17 protein-coding genes are annotated in these 21,673 nt (G+C 69.8%); 7 read left to right on the forward strand and 10 right to left on the reverse strand.

The window, feature by feature from the left end:
• Positions 1-57: 57 nt before the first annotated feature.
• Positions 58-246 carry a hypothetical protein gene (locus G6O69_RS07405; RefSeq protein WP_176396696.1) on the forward strand — a complete coding sequence of 63 codons (189 nt, stop codon included), beginning with the start codon at positions 58-60 and terminating at the stop codon, positions 244-246.
• Between the two features lie 128 nt (positions 247-374).
• Here the strand turns inward: G6O69_RS07405 and G6O69_RS07410 are convergent, their stop codons facing one another.
• The 4 genes from G6O69_RS07410 to G6O69_RS07425 form a co-directional block, all read right to left on the reverse strand.
• On the reverse strand, positions 375-1,631 hold the full coding sequence (locus tag G6O69_RS07410; RefSeq protein WP_172302823.1) for an MFS transporter: 1,257 nt from the start codon (positions 1,629-1,631) through the stop codon (positions 375-377).
• Between the two features lie 231 nt (positions 1,632-1,862).
• Positions 1,863-2,771, reverse strand: a complete 909-nt coding sequence (locus G6O69_RS07415) for an acyl-CoA desaturase (protein ID WP_255215726.1) — start codon at positions 2,769-2,771, stop codon at positions 1,863-1,865.
• A 209-nt stretch (positions 2,772-2,980) separates the two neighbouring features.
• Positions 2,981-4,159: a class I SAM-dependent RNA methyltransferase gene (locus tag G6O69_RS07420; protein ID WP_172302824.1), complete on the reverse strand. Its 1,179-nt coding sequence runs from the start codon at positions 4,157-4,159 to the stop codon at positions 2,981-2,983.
• An 18-nt stretch (positions 4,160-4,177) separates the two neighbouring features.
• Complete coding sequence (locus tag G6O69_RS07425) at positions 4,178-5,905, reverse strand: AAA family ATPase (protein ID WP_172302825.1); 1,728 nt, start codon at positions 5,903-5,905, stop codon at positions 4,178-4,180.
• Between the two features lie 306 nt (positions 5,906-6,211).
• Here G6O69_RS07425 and G6O69_RS07430 point away from each other — a divergent pair, with 306 nt between their 5' ends.
• Positions 6,212-7,405, forward strand: a complete 1,194-nt coding sequence (locus tag G6O69_RS07430) for a fibrinogen-like YCDxxxxGGGW domain-containing protein (protein WP_172302826.1) — start codon at positions 6,212-6,214, stop codon at positions 7,403-7,405.
• Here the strand turns inward: G6O69_RS07430 and G6O69_RS07435 are convergent.
• Positions 7,357-7,569, reverse strand: coding sequence for a hypothetical protein (locus G6O69_RS07435; protein ID WP_176396697.1), 213 nt, complete (start codon positions 7,567-7,569; stop codon positions 7,357-7,359). The genes G6O69_RS07430 and G6O69_RS07435 overlap by 49 nt on opposite strands.
• 85 nt (positions 7,570-7,654) lie before the next feature.
• Complete coding sequence (locus G6O69_RS07440; RefSeq protein ID WP_172302827.1) at positions 7,655-8,863, reverse strand: glycosyltransferase; 1,209 nt, start codon at positions 8,861-8,863, stop codon at positions 7,655-7,657.
• Between the two features lie 50 nt (positions 8,864-8,913).
• Between G6O69_RS07440 and G6O69_RS07445 the strand changes: the two genes are divergently transcribed.
• The 4 genes from G6O69_RS07445 (at position 8,914) to G6O69_RS07460 (ending at position 11,901) form a co-directional block, all read left to right on the forward strand.
• Complete coding sequence (locus G6O69_RS07445) at positions 8,914-9,618, forward strand: FHA domain-containing protein (protein WP_172302828.1); 705 nt, start codon at positions 8,914-8,916, stop codon at positions 9,616-9,618.
• Positions 9,619-9,714: 96 nt separating this feature from the next.
• Entirely contained in the window at positions 9,715-10,377 is a 663-nt protein-coding gene (locus G6O69_RS07450; RefSeq protein WP_172302829.1) for a cupin domain-containing protein, read from the forward strand.
• A gap of 57 nt (positions 10,378-10,434) precedes the next feature.
• Positions 10,435-11,469 (forward strand): AraC family transcriptional regulator, encoded by a 1,035-nt coding sequence (locus tag G6O69_RS07455; RefSeq protein ID WP_172302830.1) that lies wholly within the window; start codon positions 10,435-10,437, stop codon positions 11,467-11,469.
• Positions 11,470-11,523: 54 nt separating this feature from the next.
• A complete protein-coding gene (locus tag G6O69_RS07460) occupies positions 11,524-11,901 on the forward strand; it encodes a hypothetical protein (protein ID WP_172302831.1) in 378 nt (125 codons plus the stop codon).
• Positions 11,902-11,944: 43 nt separating this feature from the next.
• Here G6O69_RS07460 and G6O69_RS07465 read toward each other — a convergent pair whose 3' ends face one another.
• Entirely contained in the window at positions 11,945-14,938 is a 2,994-nt protein-coding gene (locus tag G6O69_RS07465) for a M16 family metallopeptidase (RefSeq protein ID WP_172302832.1), read from the reverse strand.
• 145 nt (positions 14,939-15,083) lie between these two features.
• Between G6O69_RS07465 and G6O69_RS07470 the strand changes: the two genes are divergently transcribed.
• Complete coding sequence (locus G6O69_RS07470) at positions 15,084-15,563, forward strand: hypothetical protein (RefSeq protein WP_172302833.1); 480 nt, start codon at positions 15,084-15,086, stop codon at positions 15,561-15,563.
• 13 nt (positions 15,564-15,576) lie between these two features.
• On the opposite strand, the gene G6O69_RS07475 is transcribed toward G6O69_RS07470, so the two are convergent.
• From G6O69_RS07475 to tssI, 3 genes are all read right to left on the reverse strand, one after another.
• The gene (locus tag G6O69_RS07475) at positions 15,577-16,539 is read right to left on the reverse strand and encodes a hypothetical protein (protein WP_172302834.1); all 963 of its coding nucleotides are present in this window, start codon (positions 16,537-16,539) and stop codon (positions 15,577-15,579) included.
• A 181-nt stretch (positions 16,540-16,720) separates the two neighbouring features.
• Entirely contained in the window at positions 16,721-19,165 is a 2,445-nt protein-coding gene (locus tag G6O69_RS07480; RefSeq protein WP_172302835.1) for a hypothetical protein, read from the reverse strand.
• A gap of 226 nt (positions 19,166-19,391) precedes the next feature.
• The gene (gene tssI / locus G6O69_RS07485; protein WP_172302836.1) at positions 19,392-21,656 is read right to left on the reverse strand and encodes a type VI secretion system tip protein TssI/VgrG; all 2,265 of its coding nucleotides are present in this window, start codon (positions 21,654-21,656) and stop codon (positions 19,392-19,394) included.
• Between the last annotated feature and the right edge of the window lie 17 nt (positions 21,657-21,673).

The raw sequence follows: 21,673 nt of genomic DNA on the forward strand, positions 1-21,673 counted from the left end.
TGTTCTTGGTGACCGGCATCCCATGGCACCAGACCCCCTGCGCATGCCATCGACGGCGTGCTCGACCGCCTCAATCCGCGCCATACCCGCTGCCTGAGTTTGTGCCTGCGCGAGCTCATGGAGGTCGAGATCGGGACCCTCGACGTCCTCCACCACTCGAGCTTCTTCGCGGGTAGGAATGTCCTGGCGGCGGAGTACATCGACTCAAATGCTCGGCTACCATGGGGATCATTCGTGGGACTTTGACGAATACCTGCGCCGCGCGAGTGATGTCGCCAAAGCGATGGCGTCACTTGCGAGCGGAGAATACACGGTCGAGAAATTCGAGGAATGGCTAGGTTTTGTCCTGGCGCGTGGGTCCTGAGCTCTCGCGCTCACCTGGCTTCTTGCAGCGGCTGAATCGTGCGCTCGGGGTTGTGCGCGGCGATCAGCGCGACCAATGTGGCGACCATACCGATCGACGCGTAGCCGAGCGCGATGGTGAACAAGCCCTGGGTGCGGACGAGCTGGGCCGCGAGCAGCCCGGGGATCGCCGTGCCACCGTAGGCGATCAGGTAGACCGCGGCCAGCAGGCCCGCGCGCTCGCTCGGCGCCGCCGTGGGCAGCAGCGCCCGCAGCCCGCCGGTCGACGAGGCCCCCTGGGCCAGGCCCACGCACAAGCTGGCGGCGATCAAGGGCGCGAGCGCCCCCTCGCGCAGCGAGACGATCACAAAGATCAGCGCGAACACGAAGATCGTCATGCCCACGCGCACCGCCCAGGCCGGAGATAGGCGCCTGAGCATCGGGCCGCCGATCGGGTTGAGCACCATCACCGAGGCGAACACGGCCGCGGCCACCAGGGCGCTGTCGCTGCCCAGGCGCTCGACGACGATCGACGGGCCAAAGGCCTGAAAGAAGCCGCCCATCGCCCACGTGCCCACGAACACCGCGCCCACGGCGATCAACGCCCGGCCCGAGCCCTCGGGCCACTGCACCGCTGGCCGCAGCGACGCGAGCGCGCCGGGGCGCCTGGCCATGGTCTCGGGGCTACGCGCGATGAGCACGACGCAGGTCAGCACCAGCGCGCCCATGAGCGCGTAGATCAGCACCCGCGGCGCGGGGCCGTAGTCCACGAGCGCCCCGCAGCTCATCGCCCCGAACGCGATGCCCACCATCGGCGAGCTCCCGGTCACGAGCGCGGGCAGCCAGCGCGGGCGCTCCGGCGCGTTGTCGACGACGTAGGCCCCGAGCGCCGAAGAGGCGAGCCCGCAGCCGAGGCCCTGAAGCAGGCGCCCGACGAGCAGCAGCCCCGGCCCGCGCATGGCGATCATCAGTACACAAGACAGCCCGGCGCAGGCGAGCGCGGCCAGGGCGACCGGCTTGCGCCCGAGGTGATTCGAGAGCCTGCCCAGCACCAGCAAGGCCACGGCCGCGGCGATGAAATAGGCGACCGAGACCACGCCGAGCTCGGCGTTGGTCACCCCATTGTCCACGCGATAAACATTGAACAGCGGGATCGGCGTCCCGGCCACGGCGAACACCAGCACGAGCGAGCAGGAGGCCGCGACGAAGGTCGACAGGCGCTGGCGCGTGTCGCCCTCCGAGCCAATCTCGTCTGCTTCGCTCGCCCTCGGGCCGTCGTCGGATGCCATCGCTCGTCTGATTCGCATGTCCAGGACAAAGGTTCCCGCGGCGCGGCGGACTCGTGCGGCGGACTCGCGCGGCGTCTCGCGCCCAGCGCGATGGGGGGGGCCGACGTCGCCCCCCATCGCGCTCTCCCGCGCCAGCTCCTCGACCGAGCCCCCGCGGCCAAAAGAAGAAAGGGGACCGACCCATGGCCGATCCCCTCCTGCGTGCCCCGCTCGGGGCGTCGTTGCTCGATATCAAGCCGCTTTGGCGATATCGCCGCTGCCCTCGGCAGCGCCCGCGTCGCGGTGCTTGCTCGGGCGCCAGGTCCCCTCGACGACCTCGCGCGGCGGCTCGCGGATGTCCCAGATCAACCCGACCAGCGCCAGCCCACGCAGGATGTAGTAGGTGATGTCGAGCTGCCACCAGTGAAAGCCCTGGCGGGTGCAGGCCTGGTAGTAGTGGTGATTGTTGTGCCAGCCCTCGCCGAGGGTGACCAGCGAGAGCAAGAAGCTGTTGCGGCTCTCGTCGGTGGTCTCGTAGACGCGCTTGCCAAACAGGTGGGTCAGCGAGTTGATGGTGAAGGTCCCGTGCCACAGCAGCACGGTGCTCAGGCAAAAGCCGATCAGCAGCCCCGACCAGCCCAAGCTCAGCCACACCGCGAAGCCGAGCAGCGTCGGGGGCAGCCACCAGACCTTGTTGAGGAACACCAGCTCGGGGTACTTCGCCAGGTCCTTGATCTTGCTGTAGTCGGTGGCGTCGGTGTTGTCCCACATCCACCCGACGTGGGCGTACCAAAAGCCGCGCTGGATCGGCGAGTGCACGTCCTGGGGCGTGTCCGAGTACTTGTGGTGGTGACGGTGGTGCGCCGCCCACCACAGCGCGCCCTTTTGCGAGCTGGTCTGGGCGAGCACGGCCATCAGGAACTGAAACACCCGGCTGGTCTTGTAGGTGCGGTGCGAGAAGTAGCGGTGGTAGATGCCCGTGACCGCGAACATGCGCACGAAGTAGAGCGCGGCGCAGACCACCCAATCGATCGGCCGCACCTCGATGCCCGGGAGCAAGGCCAGCAGCGGCACGAAGTGCAGGAGGATGAAGGGCGTGCCCTCGACCCAGACCATCAACCGAGTCTTGGGCGGCCGCTCTTCGTAACGAACCTCAACCAACTTCGCGGGTTCCATGTGCCCTCCAAACTGCCACTAAAGCCTGAAAAACACCGTCCTCGACGGGTCTCCAGCGGTCATGAACTTGTCCGAGAATTGTCTCGGTTTTGTCTAAGCGCCGGACTTTGCGCGTAGACGCAGCCATTCACAGGGCTGGCGCACGTGGTCTCAGCGAGCGCGCGCAGTTCCAGCCGCCGCTGGCCCTGCGTGCCTCAGCCGGCCTCGCCCACCCACAGCCCGACCTTCACGCCGCCTTGCTCGCTGAGCAGCGCGCGCTCGAGCTTCAGGCCGGTGGCGTGGGCCAAGCTCGCGTCGGCGGTGACCAGGCCGACGCGAGCCGAGCGCTCGCGGGCGAGCTTGCCGAAGGTCGCGTAGAGGTTGCGCAGACGCTTGGGGTCGCCGGTGCGCTGGCCCCAAGGTGGGTTCGAGACCAGGGCCAGGCCGTCGCCCGCGAGCTCGCCGAGGTCGAAGTCGCCCAGCGGCGCCTGCACGAAGCGCACCCGCTCGCCCACCCCCGCCCGCGCGGCGTTGGCCTGGGCCGCCTCGACCACACCGGCGTCGCGGTCACGGCCGACGATGCTCGCCGGGCCCACGCCCTCGACCTTGGCCGCCGCCTGCTCGCGCAGCGCCGCGCGGACCTGATCCAGGCGGGCCTGATCGTGCATGCGCATGTCGGCGACGGCGAACTTGCGGGCGTCCCCCGGGGGGCGCCCGGCGACGATCGACGCCGCCTCGATCGCCAAGGTCCCGGCGCCGGCCATGGGATCGAGCAGCGCCATCCCGGGCCGCCAGCCAGCGAGCAAGAGCAGCGCCCGGGCCAGGTCCTCGCGCAGCGGCGCCTTGCCGGTCTGCGCTCGCCAGCCGCGCTTGTGCAGCAGCGTGCCCGTGGTGTCGAGGCTGATCGTGCAGCGGTCGCGGACGATCCGGACCTGAATCAAGGTCGGCTCGCGCGAGCCCTCGCCGAGCTCACCGCCGCCAAAGCCCCGCGCGCCCACGTCGGGGTGAGCCGCGACCGCGCCGCGGGTGCGCTTGGCGATCGAGCGCTCGACCCGTTCGGCGATCGCCTTGCTGTGATACAGGCGCGAGCGCTTGCTGTGTGAGCGCACCCGCACGCCCCGGTCCGCGTCGAGCCAGCGCTCCCACTCGAGCGCCGCCGTGACCCGCTCGAGCTTGCGGAAGTCTCGCACGAAGAACTCGGCCACGCGCACGAGCACGCGCAGCGCCAGGCCGCAGCCGACGTTGAGGCGGTAGACGTCGTCGAGGGTCCCAAAGCAGCGCACACCGCCGGGCACCGTCGCCGTCTCCTCCACCCCCAGGGCGTTGATCTCATCGAGCAGCAGGGGCTCGAGGCCCGGCGCACACGCGACGAAGAGCGCTAGCCGCTCGCTCATGGACCCCAAATGTACCACTCAACCCTCGCCGCCGAGGCCCTGGCCCTCGATATGGGCCTTGGCGGCCGCTGCGGCGCGCTCCGTGGCCGCCCGCCCGGCGTTGAGCTGGCGGACCATCTCCTCGACCTCGCGCTCGAAGCGGTCGCGGGCCGCCTTGTCCTCGGCCTCGACCTGGAACTCGGCGAACTTCTCGATCCGCGCGACGATCTCGTCGACGCCGACGCGGCGGCTGCACGCGTCGATGATCTCGCGCCGGCGGTCGAGGTCGGCCTGGAAGTACTCGTCCGGATACTCGAAGTCCTGGATGTGCGAGAGGATGTTGTTGGCGATGCTCTCGACGTTGCGCCCGGACAGGTCGAACTTCACGCAGGCCTCGCCGACGCCGAGCCAGCGCGGGTCCTCGGGGTGGATGAAGCGCCTGACCTCGCGCAGCATGATGTCGCGGACCATCGTGACGTAGTCCTCGGGGGTCGTCGGCCCGGTGACGGTGAAGGGGTTTTGGGCGATGCGCGAGCGCGTGGCCTCGTCCATCTGCATGTAGTTGGCGTCGCAGATCATGAACCACTTGCCGTCCTTGGGGATCAGCGTGCCGTCGAAGATCCCGAACACCGCCCCGAGGTTGTTCTTCTCCTCCATGCGCAGGTCGCCGCTGCTGCGGCTCGCGAACGCGGTGTCGATGTCGGGCCAGTAGACCCCGCAGACCCCCTCGAAGCCGTAGATCTCCTCCTTGAAGATCTTGACCAGCTGGTTGGCGCTGGCGTTTTGATAGGCGCTGGCCCAGTCCGTGCGCCGGATGACCTTGAAGCGCGCCGGGATGTCGCGCGCGCGGCAATAGTCCAGGAAGTAGTTGCCGATCGCGTGGGCGGTGATCGTCTTGCCGCAGCCCGGCCGCCCGAGGCCGAAGAGCACCGGGTTGATGCGCTTGGGGCTCGAGCCGGCCTCGAGGTCGAAGGCCGCGACGTCGCGGGCGAGCTTGAGCCCGGCCTCGACGTAGTCGCTGTTGCCGACGATGTCCTCGACGCGGATCGGCTTGAGGTCGGTGACCGGGTCGCCCGCCGCCCGCGAGCGGAAGCCCTCGAAGCGCAGCTCGCCCACGGTGACCTTGCGCTTGGCCAGGGCCACCCCGAAGGGGCGCAGGCGCCCGAGGTGGGTCAGGCGATCGACCGCCCCTGCGAGCTGGCCGGCGAAGGCGTGGATCGTGCTGACCACCCACTGCTCGCGGACCTCGAGCTTGGGATCGGCGGCCTCGGGCTTTTGCTTGGCCTGGACCTGGAGGTAGCTCGCCGCCATCTTGGCCACGCGCGGGAGCAGCTCGGGGACCGGGACCTCGAGCAGGTCCTCGAGCCCGTCGGCCTCGAGGTCGCTCTCGATCTTGGGGACCGGGCCCAAGGTCGCGAGGTCGACGCGCAGCTGATCCAGGAGCACGGTGGTCGTAAACGCGCCGATGAACAGGCGCTGGTCTCGGGTCGGCTCGGGGATCGCCAGCGAGCCCGTGCGCGCGATGTCTTCCATGAGCGCGGCCTGGATCGCCTGGCCGGCCTGCTGCGCGAGATCGAAGCCCTCGACCAGGGCGTCGAGGGTCCGCAAGCTCAGCACGGTGTGGCCAAAGGGGGCGCGGACGACCCTGTGGATCTCCGCTGGCAACTTGGACTCGCTCAGCAGCCGGCGCGCCCCCGGCCGATCGTAGCCCCCGGGCAGCGGCTCGATGGTGATCGGGGTCGGCGACTGAAGGGGGGCGTCTGACATCGCCCGCAGTGTAACGGACCACCTCGAGCTTGGGGACCCACGGGCGCGCGGCCTGTCTGGGCGGCCCAGACCCGGTCACGAGAGCTGGATCCGCGGCCCCGGAGCGCGGTCCCCCTGGGGCGCAACCACCCGAGCGCGCGGCCCTTCGCCCGCCGAACGTCGCCCCACGCATCATGACATCACGCTCGATGAGCGGGGCATTTCTCCCCTCCCCAAATGCGCGATTTTGAATATGACCATTCCAAGAGTCAGGTGACCGAAAATAGACATCGACACGTTTTGGAACCATGCAAATACTATCGCATCATGGTCACCTCCTTTCGCCTCATCACTTCAATCACCTTGTCTGCGGCCCTGTCTGCCGCGCTCGCCGGCTGCTCCGACGACGGCGGCAGCACGAGCACCTCCGAGGGCAGCGACCTCGACACCGAGGACACCGCCGGCACCGACACCGAGACCACGGACGACGAGGTCGGCACGACCGCCGACACCACCGACGACGCGACCACGACCACCGACGAGTCGTCGACCGAAGAGTCCACGACCACCGACGACGAGTCCACGACCGACGACGACGCGACCACGACCGCGGACGACACGAGCGAAGAGTCGACCACCGAGGGCGACGCCCTATGTGGCAACGGCATCCTCGAGGCCGACGAGGAGTGCGACGACGGAAACACCGAGAGCAACGACGGCTGCCTGTCCGACTGCGTGGCCGCGAGCTGCGGTGACGGCTTCATCAACGAGGGCGTCGAGGCCTGCGACGACGGCGTCAACGACGGCGCCTACGGCGGGTGCATGGCCGGCTGCCTCGAGCTCGCGGCCTACTGTGGCGACGCCGAGGTCAACGGCCCCGAGAGCTGCGACGACGCCAACGACGACCTCGCCGACGGCTGCATGGACAACTGCGAGATCCCGAGCAGCTGCCTGACGCTGATCGAATACGACGACATGCTCGAGGACGGCGGCTACATGATCGCCCCCGACGGCTACGCGGGCGAGCCCTTCGAGGTCTGGTGCGACATGGTCTCCGACGGCGGCGGCTACACCTTCTTGAAGGTCAGCCCCGGGGCGCAGACCTTCGCCGCGGGCGCCGAGACCGAGTGCGCCGCCTGGGGCATGCAGCTGTGGATCCCCCGCAGCGTCGATCACAAGAACGCCGGCTGGGCGATCGCCAACGACGACGGCATCGGGCCCGACGCGAGCGCCGACTACATGCGCATCCTGGGCATCTACCCCATGACCAACGGCGCGACCTGCCTCAGCCAGCCGATGAACTCGGACAACGCCAGCTGCAACTGGCGCGCCGGCGACGACGGCCCGTGGTACGTGCACGAGGTCAGCAACATCACCGAGCCCAACGGCGACAACAACGTGACCGCGTCGATGTACTACCAGTGGACGGCGGAGGGCGAGATCAGCTGGCACAACGACATCGCTGGCAACGGCTACTCGAGCGCGTACTTCATGTGTGACGTGGGCGACAAGCTGCCCTGAGCGGCGTCCAGGACCTGCTCCCAGGACCTGCAGAGCCGGCCCGACCTGCTCGGCGAGCTCGCCTCGCTCAGGGCGGCGCCGGCCTTGCCTAGTGTGCGCGGCAGAGGACTTGAAGGGCCCCAGGCTTGGAGCACCGGCCGCTGACTTCGTTGCTCGTCAGTCATTTGTGCCCGACAAACTCCCTCCTCGCGCCTCGTCAGCGACCGGCGGTCCGGCGCCTGAGACCCTTCAAGTCCTCTGCCGCGCACACTAGTCCGCGTCGAGGGCCTCGAGGCGCCCACCTCGAGCGACGCGCAGTCGGTGCCCTCGCCAGCTCACCTCGCGACTGGCGAGGGCGCGCAGCCAGGCCAGGGCCAAGCTCAGGTCCGAGAGCGGGGCGTCGAGCAGCGCGCCGCCGTAGTGACCCGCGCCCATGCGCCCCGACCAGTAGCGGGCCGCGAGCGTGATCAGGGCGCGGGCGGCCACCGCCATGCTCGCGGCGACCAGCGCCTCGAGCGGGCGCGCCCGAGCGCCGAGGGCCGCGAGCGCGAGGATCCCCGGGGTTGCGAAGAAGAACAGCGGGTAGGTGAGCAGCAGCAGCGGCCGCTGACCTCGCAGGACCAGCAGCCAGCGAGCGAGGCGTTCGACGACCTTGGCAAAGCCACCGGCCCCGCCCCGCGAGCGACCGAGCACCGGCGCGACCTCGACGGACCAGCCCGCGGCCCCCAGGCGCCTGGCCATCTCGAAGTCCTCGCCGAGGTAGTCGACCAGGGGCGCGAAGCCGCCGATCCCCTCGAGGGCCTCGCGCCGCGCCGCCCACAGCTTGCCGACGAGGCCGCCGGGGTCGAGGCCACACAGCAGCGGGAAAGCGGCCAGCGAGCCGCCGAGTACGGCCTCGGAGGCCCGCGGGCCCAGGCCGGCCGCGCTGCGAACCTCGACCCAGGGCGCCCAGCTGGCGCCCACGCGCGCGCCAGTGAGCAGCGGCGCCAGCAAACTGTCGAGATCGTAGTCGCGCAGGTCCACATTACTGTCGACGTTGACCACGAGCTCGGCCGCGCGCGCCTGCGCCCCGGCCAGGGCTGCGGCGAGCAGGCTGGCCTTGCGGTTCGGCCCCGTCGGCGGATGGATCTCCAGCTGCGCGTCGAGGCCGGCCGCGCGCAGCCTCGGCAGCGCCTGCTGGATCACCGCCACGGCGGGGTCTGTGGGGTCGTCGGCGCACATCAGCAGCGAGAGCGTCGCCTGGCTGTCGACCGCGAGGATCGAGCACAGGTTGTCGAGCAGACCCTCGTCGACCCCCGCGCAGGGACGGATGATCAGCACGCTCACGCCCCGAGCGACGCCGCTCGCCTGTTCCCTGGCCGCTTTCGCGTCACGCTCGAGCACCGCCCGACGCAAGCTCGCGCCGATCGTCAGCCAGACCAGCAGCCCCGCCCAGGCCAGGGCGATCCAGGCCGCGAGGGCGCCGAGGGACTCGCTCATCGGGCGCGCATGGTCCCACGAACGGCCCGAGCTTGATAGGATCCACGCTGATGGAGGACGCACTCCAGCCTTGCATCGAGGTCACGGGGGGACGCAGCGCGGGTCACCTCTTTCCCCTGCACCCCGGGTTGTTCGTGATCGGCCGCCTGCCGGGGGTGGAGATCTTCATCGACGACGCCGGCGTGTCGCGGCGCCACGTCAAGCTCACGGTCCGCGAGGACGGCTCGATCGAGGCCAGCGATCTGCGCTCGACCAACGGCATGTTCGTCAACGGCCTCCGCGTCGAGCGCATCTCCCTCGACGACGGCGACGTGATCAGCCTCGGCCCGGACGCCGCGCTGCGCCTCGTGCACCAATGCGAGGGCAAGCTGACCACCCCACCACTGGCGCCCGCCCGCGCGCCTGCGCCCCCCGCCCGCGCGAGCGCGAGCGCGAGCGCGAACATGGCCGCGGCCCAGGCCCTCGACGAGGACGACACCGACGAGCCGACCGAGTCCGTGCCCCTGGGCAGCGAGGTGTCCACCGGCACCTTCAAGCGCAAGCAGCCGGCCAAGGACGCGCTCCCGCTCAGCGCCCGCCAGCTCGAGGTCAGCCGGCTCGTCGCCGAGGGCCTGACCAACGCCGCGATCGCCGAGCGCCTCGGGATCAGCCCGCGCACCGTGACCAGCCACCTCGATCACATCTACGGCCGCCTGGGCATCGGCTCGCGGGCCGCGTTGACGCGGATGATCGTCGAGCGCGGGCTGACCGAGTAGCAGCGGCGCGTCGCAAACTGTCCGCTCTTCGGCGCCTCGTGTCCCTGCCTCGCTGGCCCTCGCCGGGTCATCTTGAAGGCGAGGAGACGACGCGACATGAGCATCACCTACACCACCGAGGACCTTCGCATTCAGCCCGCAGACCAGGAGGCGACCGCCAGCGACATGAAGATCGTCGCGCGCAACGCCAAGCTCGCGGGCCACTTTTCGGTCATGGAGGGCGAGGTCCGGCCCGGGGAGATCCTGGCCTTCCATACGCATCAAAACGAAGACCAGCACATGTACATCATCGAGGGCGAGCTGCACTTCGAGGTCGGCGGCGCCGGCGGCCTGCGCTTCACGGCCCGCGCTGGCGACCACGTGCTCAAGCCGCGGGGCAGCAGCCACGGGTTTTGGAACCCGACCAAGCACACCGCCCGCTACATCGAGACCTCGACCCAAGACGGCTTCGAGCGCTTCGTCGACGCCCGCGCGGAGGGCATCTCGACGATGATCGGCGGCGCCGCCGAGAGCCTGGGCATGAGCTTCGAGCACGCGCGCACCCTCGAGGTCATGAAGGAGTTCGAGCTCGACGGGATGGCGGGCGCCAACCTCTCGGATCCCCAGGCCCTGCTCCGAGATCCCGGCCTGCTCGAGCTGCTGCGGACCGACGCGGCCGCCCGCGAGCTGATCTTCTATCTGGGCGGCGCCAAGCTCGAGTCCAGCGTGAAGGGCCTGCTCGGGCGCCTCGACCCCCGCGCTCGCGCCGGCGCCTGCTGACCCCCACCAACGACCCGCCCCCCTGCGCTATGCTCGAGCGTCCGAGGACGAGCGAGCATGGGCGCAGATCCACCAGCAGACGAGCTGCGCCTCGAGCCGGGCATGTCCGGCTCGATCGTCGCCAACACGGCGCTCTTCGCCCTCGCCCACGGCCTCGACGAGGCGAGCCTCGAGGCCGCCGCCGGCCTCCCGGTCGCCGAGCTGCTCGTCCCCGACGCGCGCTTCGACGACCTCGTCGTCGGCCGGATCTGGCGGGCGCTGAGCGAGCGCCACCTTGGCGAGGCCCTGCCCCTGCGCATGGCCGAGGCCGCGCCCACCAACTTCTTCGGGCCGATGGCCTACGCCGCCCGCTTCACCCCAAACCTGCGCGAGGGCCTGTCGACCTTCATCCGCTTCCGCGCCCTGCTCTCGAGCTCGCTGCGCGCCGAGCTCGTCGAGGACGCGCCCGAGCACGGCGCGGCCCTGGTCGTCGCTCACCCCTCGGACCCCATCGACGCCGGCGCGGGCGCGGAGGTCGGCCTGGCCGTGGGCTGGCGCTTCGTCAGCGAGGTCCTCGGCATGAGCGAGGCCCTCGCCGGCGTCGACTTCCGCCATCCGGCCCGGGCCCCGGTCGCCGCCTACGAGCGCTTCTTCGCGGCCCCCGTGCGCTTCGCCGCCCCCCGCACCGGCCTGCGCTTTCACCCGGGCGCCCTCGACACGGCCCCGGCCAACCACGACCCCAAGCTCTTCGCTTATATCGAGGGCCACCTGCGCCTCGCCGCCGAGGCCCTCACCCTCGCCGACGAGCTCGGCGACCTCCGCCGGACCATCGCCGAGCTCGCCGAGCGCCAGGAGTACAGCGCCGAGGCCCTCGCCCGCGCCATGGGCGTGTCCTTGCGCGCGCTCCAGCGCCGCGTCGCCAGCGAGGGCACGACCTTGCGCAAGCTCCTCGACGAGGCCCGCTGCGCCCAGGCCAAGGCCCTGCTCGACGACCGCAGCCTCAGCGTCGAGGAGGTCGCCTTCATCCTCGACTACTCCGACGAGCGCGCGTTTCGGCGGGCCTTCAAGCGCATGACCGGCGCGAGCCCGGCCCAGTATCGACGCGCGCGCTGAGCTCCAGCGCAGATGGTCGCACCGGACTATCTATCCTCCGAAGGAAGACGAAACATGGCACCAACACAGAAGACGGCGGACGAACTCTTGAGGGAGATGTCCGACAATCTCGGCCTTGGCCACGAGCCACAAGACTGGGGGATCATCAACGCAGACGGGGACCGGCTCGATGAATTTGTCACGTTTTTCCAGCGAGAAGAACTCCTACCTACGCAGCGATTTGAGCTAGCCGACCTGATCTTGGCGTCCGCGAATGAACGCCTACTCGAGGGACTCGATGTAGAAATCGAGCTGCTGAAGACCTTGGCTCGTGAGTACGATCGAGCGTTCACCCCTCACATCGAATATTGGTCCGGCTTGGAGGATGAGGACGAGTTCCCTCTATCGAGGCTCCTTCGGCGAACAAAGGGGTCGTCGAGAGCGTCACGATGACCAAGGGAAGGGAGGGGAAGACGAGGCAAGGCGAGCAGAAACTTCAGCGCGAGAACACCTCGCGCCGATCGACCTCCACGACCTCCCCCCACTTGCGCAGCAGCTCGAGGTCCACGCGCCGCGGATCCCCCACCACCATCAAGGTCACCGGCCGCCCCTTCACCTGCGCCTCGAAGAGCGCGCGCACGTCCTCGAATTCCACGCGCTGGTAGCCCGCGAGCAGCTCCGGCCGGGGGTCGCCCGCGTAGCCCAGGCGCGCCCAGTGCTCGAGCCGCGCCTGGAGCCCGCGGAAGCTCGGCGCGTCAGTCTCGAGCGCGTGGATCAGCGAGGTCCGCACGCCCTCGAGGTCCTCGGCCCGAGCCGGGAATTCGCGGATCAGCGCGAGCGTGGTGTCGACGGCCTCCTCGGTCTTGTCGGCCTGGCAGCCGACGTAGGCCAAGAACATGCTGTCCTGAACCGTGTCGGGGTCGCGGCGCAGCACCCCCCAGGCCGAGTAGGCCAGGGCCCGAAATTCGCGGATCTCCTGGAAGATCAGCCCCGCCATGCCGCCGCCCATGAACTCGGTGTAGGCGTCGGCCGCGGCGCGCTGGTCCCGGGGCACCGGCTCGCCCTCGACGGCGAAGAACACCTGGGTCTGGACCGCGCCCTTTTGGGCCATGAAGTAGACGCGCTGCGTGTCGGGCAGCTGGCGCTCGCGGATCACCCAGGGCACCGCGGGGGCGAGCTCGGCCGTGAGCGTGGCGGCGAAGTCCTCGGCGATCACGACCTCGAGGGCGTCGAGGCTGCGCGGGCCGACGTAGCGAAAGTGGGTCGCGTAGCCGCGCGCCTCGGCCACGGCCGCGAGGGCGCGGCGCGAGCCGAGGCGACGGATCTCTCGCGGGCCAAAGGCGCGCAGGTATCGGCTGCCCTCCCCGTACATCACGTACTCGCGCAGGGCCTCGGCGCTGCGCCGCGGATCCTCTCGGTTGACCCGCTCATAGCCCCAGACCTCCTTGCGCAGCTGACGAAAGCGGCGCTCGTCGGCCTCGGCGTCGTCGAGCAGCGCGGCGAGCAGCTCGACCCCGTCCTCGAGGTGCGCGTCGGGGCCCTCGAGGTGCAGCCAAAAGCGCTGGGCGTCGACCTCGACGTCGAGGGTCAGGCCCAGCCTGGTCAGCTGGCGGCGAAATTCCGCCGGCGTGGTCCCGGCCGGGGCGAGCCGGGCCAGGTAGGGCGCGCCCACGTCGAGGGCGGGGATCGCCTCGCTGCCCACGCCAAACTCGACGTCGAGGGCGAAGAGCTGGTTGTGCGGGTTCGGGCTCGCGCTCAGCTCGACCCGCGGCGCGAGCTCGCGGCGCGCGACCACCCCGGGGTCGACCTCGGCGATCGTCGGCGCCGGCGCGTCGCGGCTGGTGAGCTCGCGATAAAATTCCGAGCTACGCCCGCGCACTGGCTCGACCGGCGGCGAGCTCGGCTCGTGCAGGTGGGTCTTGTCGACCCGGCCGACCCGCGAGCGCATCAGCAGCCGGCGCTCGCCAAAGTACTCGCCGGCCACGGCGACGAGCTCGGCCTTGGTCAGGCCCTGGAGGCGCTGGCGGTCGCGCAGCGCCTGGGCCCAGCCGTCGCCCTTGCTGAAGGCCTCGGCCATGGCCAGCGCGCGGCCCTCGTTGCGCTCGAAGGTCCGGTCCTGCTCGCGCAGCAGGTTGTCGCGCAGCGCGAGCATCTCGGCCTCGTCGAAGTCCCCGGCGGCCACGCGCGCGTAGGCCCCGGTGATCAGCGCCTCGGCCCGGGCGAAGCGCTGAAAGATCAGCCGCGGGGCGTAGAACACCAGCTCGAGGCCGTGCTCGGCGTGGTCGAGGGGGAAGGGCAAGGTGATCAGCAGCCGGCCCTCGTCGACCAGGGCGTCGAGCATGCCCGAGCCCTGCTCGTTGTAGAGCAGCTCACGAGCCACGCGCAGCACCGGGTAGTCGGGGTGGCCGATCGCCGCGCTGCGGTAGCCGACGGCGCCCACGCGCAGGGGCGTGAGCCGGACCGTGAAGCGCTCGTCGACGGCGAAGGGCTCGACCTCGCCGCCGCGCCGCGCCGGCTCGGGGCCCGGCTGCCACTGGCCGAAGCTGGCCTGGATCAGCGGGAGGATCGCCTCGGCGTCGAAGTCCCCGGCCAGCACCAGCGCCATGTTCGAGGGCACGTAGTAGGTCTCGAAGTAGCGGCGCATCACGCTCAGCGAGGGCCGCTCGAGGTGCTCGACCTCGCCGAGGATCTGCTGGGTGCCGTAGGGGTGCGCCGGCCAGGCGTGCTCGACGAAGGCCTCGTAGACCGCGGTCTCGAACCTGTCGATGGAGATGTTCTTCTCCTCGTAGACCGCCTCGAGCTCCGTGGGGAACAGGCGGAACACCGGGTCGACGAAGCGCTCGGCGTAGATCCGCAGCCACGCGTCGATCTGACTGGCCGGGAAGGTGTTGTGATAGACGGTCTGGTCTTCCTCGGTGAAGGCATTGACCCCCGTCGAGCCGATCTCGCCGAGCATGCGGTCGAGCTCGTTGGGGATCACGTGGGCGTAGGTCTGGGCGACGACCTCGGCGATCTCGGCCTCGACCCGGGCGCGCTCGCCCGCGTCGCCGCCACCATCGACGACCGCGCGCAGCTCGTCGTAGAGCGCGACCAGGCGCGCCTGGAGCGGGGCCTCGGCCGCCCAGTCGGCGGTCCCCAGCCTGGTCGTGCCCTTGAAGAGCATGTGCTCGAGGTAGTGGGCCATGCCCGTGTCGTCGGCCGGGTCGTTGGCTCCGCCCGTGCGCACGACCACCGCCCCGAACACCTCGGGCTGACTGTGGTTCTCGGACAAGAGCACGTGCAGGCCGTTGTCGAGCACGTACTCGCGCACGCCCAGGGGATCGTCGGCGAAGGTCCGGGCCGCTGGCAGAGCCGGCGCGGGGGCGACAACCTCGACGATCGCGACGTCCCCATCGCTCACGGGGAGCACGGCCGCGGGCGCGCTCCCGCTCGGTGGCCCAGCTTCGACGCGCACGGGCATGCCCACAGCGCCCACGGCGACCGCGACCACGACCGCAGCCCTACCCCACCGATGTGTACGCGCGAAGCTCATCCCCCATGGCTACCCCATCGCCACGGGCGCCGCCATCACCTCGCGCTGACTGGCACCCAACCGCGTGATACTTGCGCGCCAGTTGTGCTAAGACCGAGAGCGCATGCGCGTACGTCTGCAGGGAACACTCGCCAACTACGAGCTGCGCCTGTGGTCCGAGCGCGAACCCAACGACGAGCTCGAGTACTTCGTCGACGAGCACGACGCCCTGCGCCTGCTCCAGCCGCTCGTCGACGACGGCCAGGCCATCGAGCTGCGCGCCCTGGTCGAGGAAGCCGGCCTGAGCTACGGCGGCCTCGAGCGTGACGGCTGGGGCCTGCTCGGCCTCGACGACGACGCCCTCGTCCGCCGTGTGGCCGCGGCCCTGGTCCACGGCAGCCTGATCGCCGTGCGCATGCCCTACGTGCCCATGGTCAGCCACGAGGCGATCCAGGAGGAGGTCGCCCCGGAGCTCCACGAGCCCGAGGAATTCGAGATGGAGAGCGTACGCATGACGCCCCAGGCCGACTCGGAGTGGATCGGTCTGAGCGTCACGGCCGTGCCCGAGGTGCTCGAGTTCGAGACCTCCCACTCGGCCCCCTGAGCCTCGCCCAGGCTCAGAGCATGCTCTTGTCGACGATGCCCACGGGCGTGGGCCCGGCCATGGCCTCGCCGGAGAAGGCGAACACGAAGTAGGTCTGCGGGCCGCTCGTCAGCCCCTCGGCGATCAGGTCGATGGCGAAAAAGCCGGTTGCGATCCCCTCGCGGACCTCCTGCGCGGGCACCTGCAGCCGCGCGACGCCGGACTGCGGGTTGTCGCTGGCGTTGACGACCAAGGTGATCCCGACCACCGCCGAGCCGTCCGCGCTGCGCTCCGCCGGCAGGGCGGGCAGGCGGAAGGCCCCGCGGAGGATCGCCCGCGCCCCGGGCTCCTGCACGACCACGCGATCCCCAGCCATCTCGATGCCGAGCGCCTCGGGGAGCGCCGGCGAGCCCTCGATCGGGCCGTAGCTGGGTACCGGGTTGCCCGGCGCGGGCATGACCGCCGGCGCCTTGGGCTGGGCGCGCTGCTCGGCGATGAACTTGGCGACCTCTTCGTCGTGGTAGGCCCCGGCCTGCTTGCCGAGCTCGACGCGGACCCGGTTCGAGGCGTGCTCGCGCAGCAGGACCGTGACCACGTAGGTCGAGGGCTGCCAGGCGAGGCCGAGGTCCCCGCGCAGCTCGGCGGTCCGCGACTCGCTACCCTGCCCCGCCGGGGCCTCGGCGGGGTTGAGCTTCTTCTTGCGCACGGCCTCCTCCTCGGCGATCACCGGCCCGACGTAGGCATGGTTGTGCTCGAGGTCGACGGCGACGATCTGACCATGGTCGAGCATGCCCAGCGCCCACAGCTCGCGGTAGCTCGCCCCGCGGTAGACGACCAGGGGCAGGGTCTCGCGGGCTTGCAGCGAGACGAAGGCGGGCGCACCGATGGCGATCGCGTCGCGGTTGAGAGCCCACAGCCCGTCGATCACGGCGTCTTGGGTCTTGTTGGGATCGTTCCAGTAGTCGTCGTCGGAGAGGCCGAGTTCGATGTCGTGCACGGGGCTTACCTTTGGGCTGGCGGGGGGAGGCGTCGACGCGGGTCCGGGGGAGGCATCCGCGGGGCCCTCGACTTCCGGGCTCGCGCTCGGGGAGGGTTCGGGTGGCGCGCCAGGGGTCTTGCAGGCGAGCGCGAGCAAGCCTAACGCGAGAGTGAACCTGCGATGGAGGTCGGCGCGCATGTCAGTAGTCCGCATCCGCCCGACCGTTCCAGCTCGAGCGGATGTCAGTCAGCTTCCGCGCCTTGAGATAGTTCTTGCACGTGTCGCAGTAGCTCGGCCGCGAGTCTGTGTTGCCGCCGGAGTGGAACATCACGCACGAGCCGCTCTTGCCGTTGAAGCGCGAATCGGCCCGGTCTCCCCCGGGGACCCCCTCGGCGCAGTGCGGGCCCACGCCGATGTTGCGGATGCCATTGGTGTAGGGCGCGCTTCCGTTGAGGTAGTAGGTCCCGCCGTCGTCGACGTGCTGGGCGGGGTCTTCACCTGGCGGGATCTTCGAGCGTCCGCTCATGATCGTCATGCCCATGGAGTGGCCGAGCTCGTGGCAGAGCGTCGAGGCCAGGGCGCCGTCGACACGATCGGGGTCCTTGCAAAAGAGCTGGCGCACCCCCGAGCTGCTGCCGTTGATCGCGTAGGTCTCATCGACCTTGAACTGGACCTTGACTGGGCACTTGGTCGCGCTCAGCGGCCCGACAAAATCCCCGGGCTCGCTCCCGTCACTGGTAGCGCTGGTCGGCAAGGTGATCTCGGCCTTGTCGAAGGACTTGGCCACGAACCAACCCGCGTCGACGTTGCCCGACTTGAGCGACCCGTCGTCGTTGAGGCCAGGGTGGGTGTAGATCTCGGGCTTGTTGGCGTCGAAGCTGGCCTGCAGCTTGCCCTGGACGTCTGCCGCCCGCGCGCCTGCGTTGCTCGGGTGCTTTAGCTCGAGTTCGATGACGTTGTTTTGCTTGCGGACGTCGGCCACGGTCAGCAGGCTCTGGATGAACGGCCCGATCTTCGCCTCCTCCGTGACCGCCAGCGCGTCCTCGGGCGACTGGTCGGGCTTGCGCCCGTAGCTCAGGGTCAAGGTCTTGCCCTGGGTCGTCTCGCGGATCTCGAAGGTATAGGCGCGATTGACGACGTCCGAGTAGGTCTGCGCCGTGAAGCTCAAGGTCGGGTGCCCCTTGTAATTGTCTGGCGTCGCAATCACGGCCTCCCAGGTCTTGCCGCTGACGTCGTGGCGAAAGGGGATCAGGTAGTCCTGCGACTGCCAGACGAAGGGGCTCGCGTCGAGCTGCGGCGCCTGGTTGTTCGTCGATACATGAGAGCTGAAGCAGGCGTCGACCATCTTGATGTGGATGGTCCGGTCGTTCTCGGCGTTGAAGGCCACGGGGTCGGTGCTGTCGAGCCTCCCCCCCGACAAGACTCGCTTGCGCCCCGCCTTGCCGATCCACGCCGCGTCGACGATCGTCCCGGCCTTCGCTTGCGCCTCCCTGTACTGGTGCGCAGCAGCGAGCTTGTACTCGATGCACGCCGCCCCCAGCCGGGTGTCGGCCGCGGTCTTGATCCCCTGGGGCAGGTCACGCTGACCGCCGCCCGCGTCGAGCATTTCCGGCGCCTGAACGTCGGCGTAGAGCAGCTCGTAGCTCAGCCGCCGCCAGGTCTCGAACTCCAGGCTCGCGTCGCCGCAGGCGTCGTCGTAGCCGATCTTGACCTTGCATACGTCACCGCCGGCGTAGCCGAGCTCGACCTTGAAGGTCGCCTGCCCGTTGGCGTCGAGCTTGGCCTTGCCCTTCCAGGTCTTGTCGCTGTTCGAGCCGGCCGCCGCGCCGTCGAGGCCGTCGTCGAGCAGCTTGGGCTTGGGGTCGTTGCGCTTGGTCGCGGGCGTGAACTCGATCTCGATGAAGACGGTGTCGTTCTCCTGGGCCAGGCGCTCGGCCGCGTCGCGGTCCTCGTCGCCCTTGCCCCCGACCTTGAACTCGAGCACGTGGCCAAAGGGCTTGTCCTGCGACCAGCCGGCGGCGTCGGGGTCCAAGTTGACGTATTGCTTGGTCTTTTGCGTGGCGTCGGCGACCTCGGGGGCGATGAACTCGAACTCGTAGGGGTTGCGCTTGACCTTGTAGGTGCGCTTGCAACCCGCGTGGGTCACGTCGCCGTCGAAGGCCCAGGGCGCGACCATCTTGACCTCGAAGGTCTTCTTGGCCAGGCGCTGCGACCACTTGCCGCTGTCGTCGGACTTCTCGACCGGGCCCTCGCTCCCGCCCTGGACCCACTTGAACTTGGCGGTCTTGTGGGCCTCGTTGTCGTCGGCCTCGAAGGTCAGCTCGATCTTCGTCGGCCAGATGCGAAATTCTTCGCTGCCCGACTGGAGGATCGGGTCGCGGCCGGGCGGGGTGATCTTCGCCTTGTAGGTGAGGTCGTAGTAGTCGTTGGCGTCGGCGACCGGGTCGGGCGTGTACTCGTGGGAGGCGCTCGAAGCAGGGAAGCCGACCTCGACCGGCGCGGAGATCGGCGGCTTCTCCGTCTCCACGTCCTCGGCCTTGGTCGTCACCAAAAAGTCGACGGTCTTGATCTTGGCGACCGCCGTTGGGGTACCATCGACCTTCGCCTCGAGCGTGATCTTCTCGTCGTCGTAGATGTGTCGCACGGTCCGCTCGCAGGCCCATCTTAGGCGAGCATTGCACTCGGGTGAACCGTGAAGATGGCGAGAATTTCGGCCTCTGCCCGCCCGCGCTCACGGTGGCGGGTCCCGTCCACGCCTGGAGTTCAGCCCACGGTACGGCTCCCCTCGTACCGCTCTCGCGCGCTCGCACGGCCACGAAACGGCCGTTTTGCACATCCACGCGAAGATCCACAGTCGACCGAGCCAGCGCTCAGTTTTGATGGATCTTCTTGGCCGAGAGCTTGATCGACTTCTTGCCGTCGAGCACGAGCTTGACCCCCGAGAGGGTGATCGTCCCGTTCTTGTCGAGCTTGATCGATGCCTTGCCCACCTTGATGAGCAGCGAGTCTTCGAGCTCCACGGCGCCCTTGGACTTGCCGATCACCGCGAGCTTGCCCTCGGTGACAGCGCTGAAATCCGACTTGGCCGAGACCGCCAGCGCCCCGCCAGCGCTGACGTTGATCTGGTCCTTGGCGGCGTGCTCGATGCTCACCGCGCTGACCTTCTTGGGCCCGCGCACGTCCTCGCTGCTGACCCCGCCCACCGACACCGACTTGGCGAGGCCGACCTCCTCGAGGCTGGCCCCGGCCACGGAGGTGTTCATGGCCGCGCCCACGACCGTGGCCAGCGCCCCGCCCACGGTCACGGTCTTGGCCATGCCCACGGTCTCGTTGGCCGTGCAGGTCACGACCTCGGTGAGCGAGCCCGAGACCTGCACGCTGCGGTCCTTGCCCACGCTCAGCGACGAATTGCCGACCACCTGCTGGCTGGCGTCCACGCCCACCCGCAGGCCGCGAGAGCCCGAGACCTCGACGCTCTGGTCTGCGCCCACGGCCACGTGCTCGCTGGCACCGACGGAGCGCTCGCGCTGCTCGGCGACCTCGAGGCGCTCGTGTCGGCCGACCCGCTGCGCGCGGTCTCGCTTGATCTCCGCGCTCCAGTCACGCTCGGCGTGGACATAGATCTCCTCGGCCCCGACCGCGTCCTCGAAGCGCAGCTCGTTGTGTCCGCCGCCCCCCGGCGAGCTCTCGCTGCGCCAGCCGGACTGGGTCGCCGCGCCGGGCAGGCCAAAGGGCGGCTCGTTGGCGCCGTTGTAGACGCAGCCGGTGACCAGCGGGCGATCCGGGTTGCCGGCGAGGAACTCCACGACCACCTCCATGCCCACGCGCGGGATGAACTGGGCGCCCCAGCCCGAGCCTGCCCAGCTCTGGGCGCAGCGCACCCGGCACGAGGCCCCGGCCGAGAATTGCGGGTCCTCGGGCCAGTGAAATTGGACCTGGATCCGCCCCTGGGCGTCGACGTCGATCTCACCCTCGCCGACCACCGTGGCGGTCTGCGGGCCCTGAACCTGGGGCTTGGGCGTGAGCTCCAGGGGGCGCGGCGCCGGCTCGAGGGGGGCACAGTCCAGGTCGACGCGCAGGGCCTCCCGCGCGTCGCCGCCGACCTGCCCTGGCGCGCCCTGGCCAGCGTGCCAGTTCAGCTCGGCGCGCAACACCAGCCATTCTTCAGGCGTGCCCTCGTGGAGGACGCCCGAGAGGGTGAAGCGCTGACCCGCGGCCAGGCCGAGGGCGTTGGACCGGCAGCTCGCCACGCTGCCGCGGTGGCGCAGGGCGTCGACATAGTCCTGGGTGCGCTCACCCAGCGGGCGCGTCCCCAGGCGGCGCTGGCTGTGCTCGTAGTAGCGACGCTCCCGCTCGCGCTCGTCGCCCTCGCCGGTCTTCGCCTGGCTGACGCCGCCCGGGCTGCCGGGGTCGAACTCGCTGATCGTCACGCTCGTCGTGGTCAGGCTGCGCGTCCACTCGAAGCGCTGGAGCGACTCGACCGCGGCCTCCTCGGGCGAGTGGGAGATCAGCGGCAGGTGGACGTCCTCGTCGACGTTGGCGAAGCTCGGGTAGTCCTCGATCTGGTCGCAGAGCGTGAGCACCTCGTGGCCGCGATCGCGGTCGTGGACCAGCACCCAGTTGAGCCCCTCTTCTTCGAGCAAGCGGCAGGCGAAGTCGTAGTCGCTCTCGCAATACTGCACGCAGAAGTCCCGCGGCTGCTCACCCCGAGTCAGGTGCGAGAGCTCGAGCTCGCGCTCGTAGGCGCTCAGCGTCGGCCCGAGCAGCGCCGCGAGGATGTCGAGGACGCTCGTGTCCTGCCAGATCCGCGAGTGGACCTGCTGGCGACACAGCGCAAAGGCTGGCTCGACCACGACCCGGGCGTGCAGGTGGTGGTCGCCCTGACCCAGGTAGTCGACCCGGGTGACCACGCCGTAGATCGCCCGCGGCTGGTAGTCCCCGCGCTGGAGCGTGAGCTCGCAGGTCGCCCCGAGCAGCGCCCCCGTGTCCGCGAAGCCATCCTCGCTCTCGATCTCGACGGTCGCTCGATAGAGCGTGTTGATCCCCTCGACGAAGTGCAGGCCTCCGACCTCCCAAGCGCTGTCGGGGGCGTGCTGAAAACTGATCTGGGCTTGGGGGGCAGGTAGTCTGGACATGGTCGCGAGCTCGGAGA

Source organism: Pseudenhygromyxa sp. WMMC2535 (assembly GCF_011083025.2).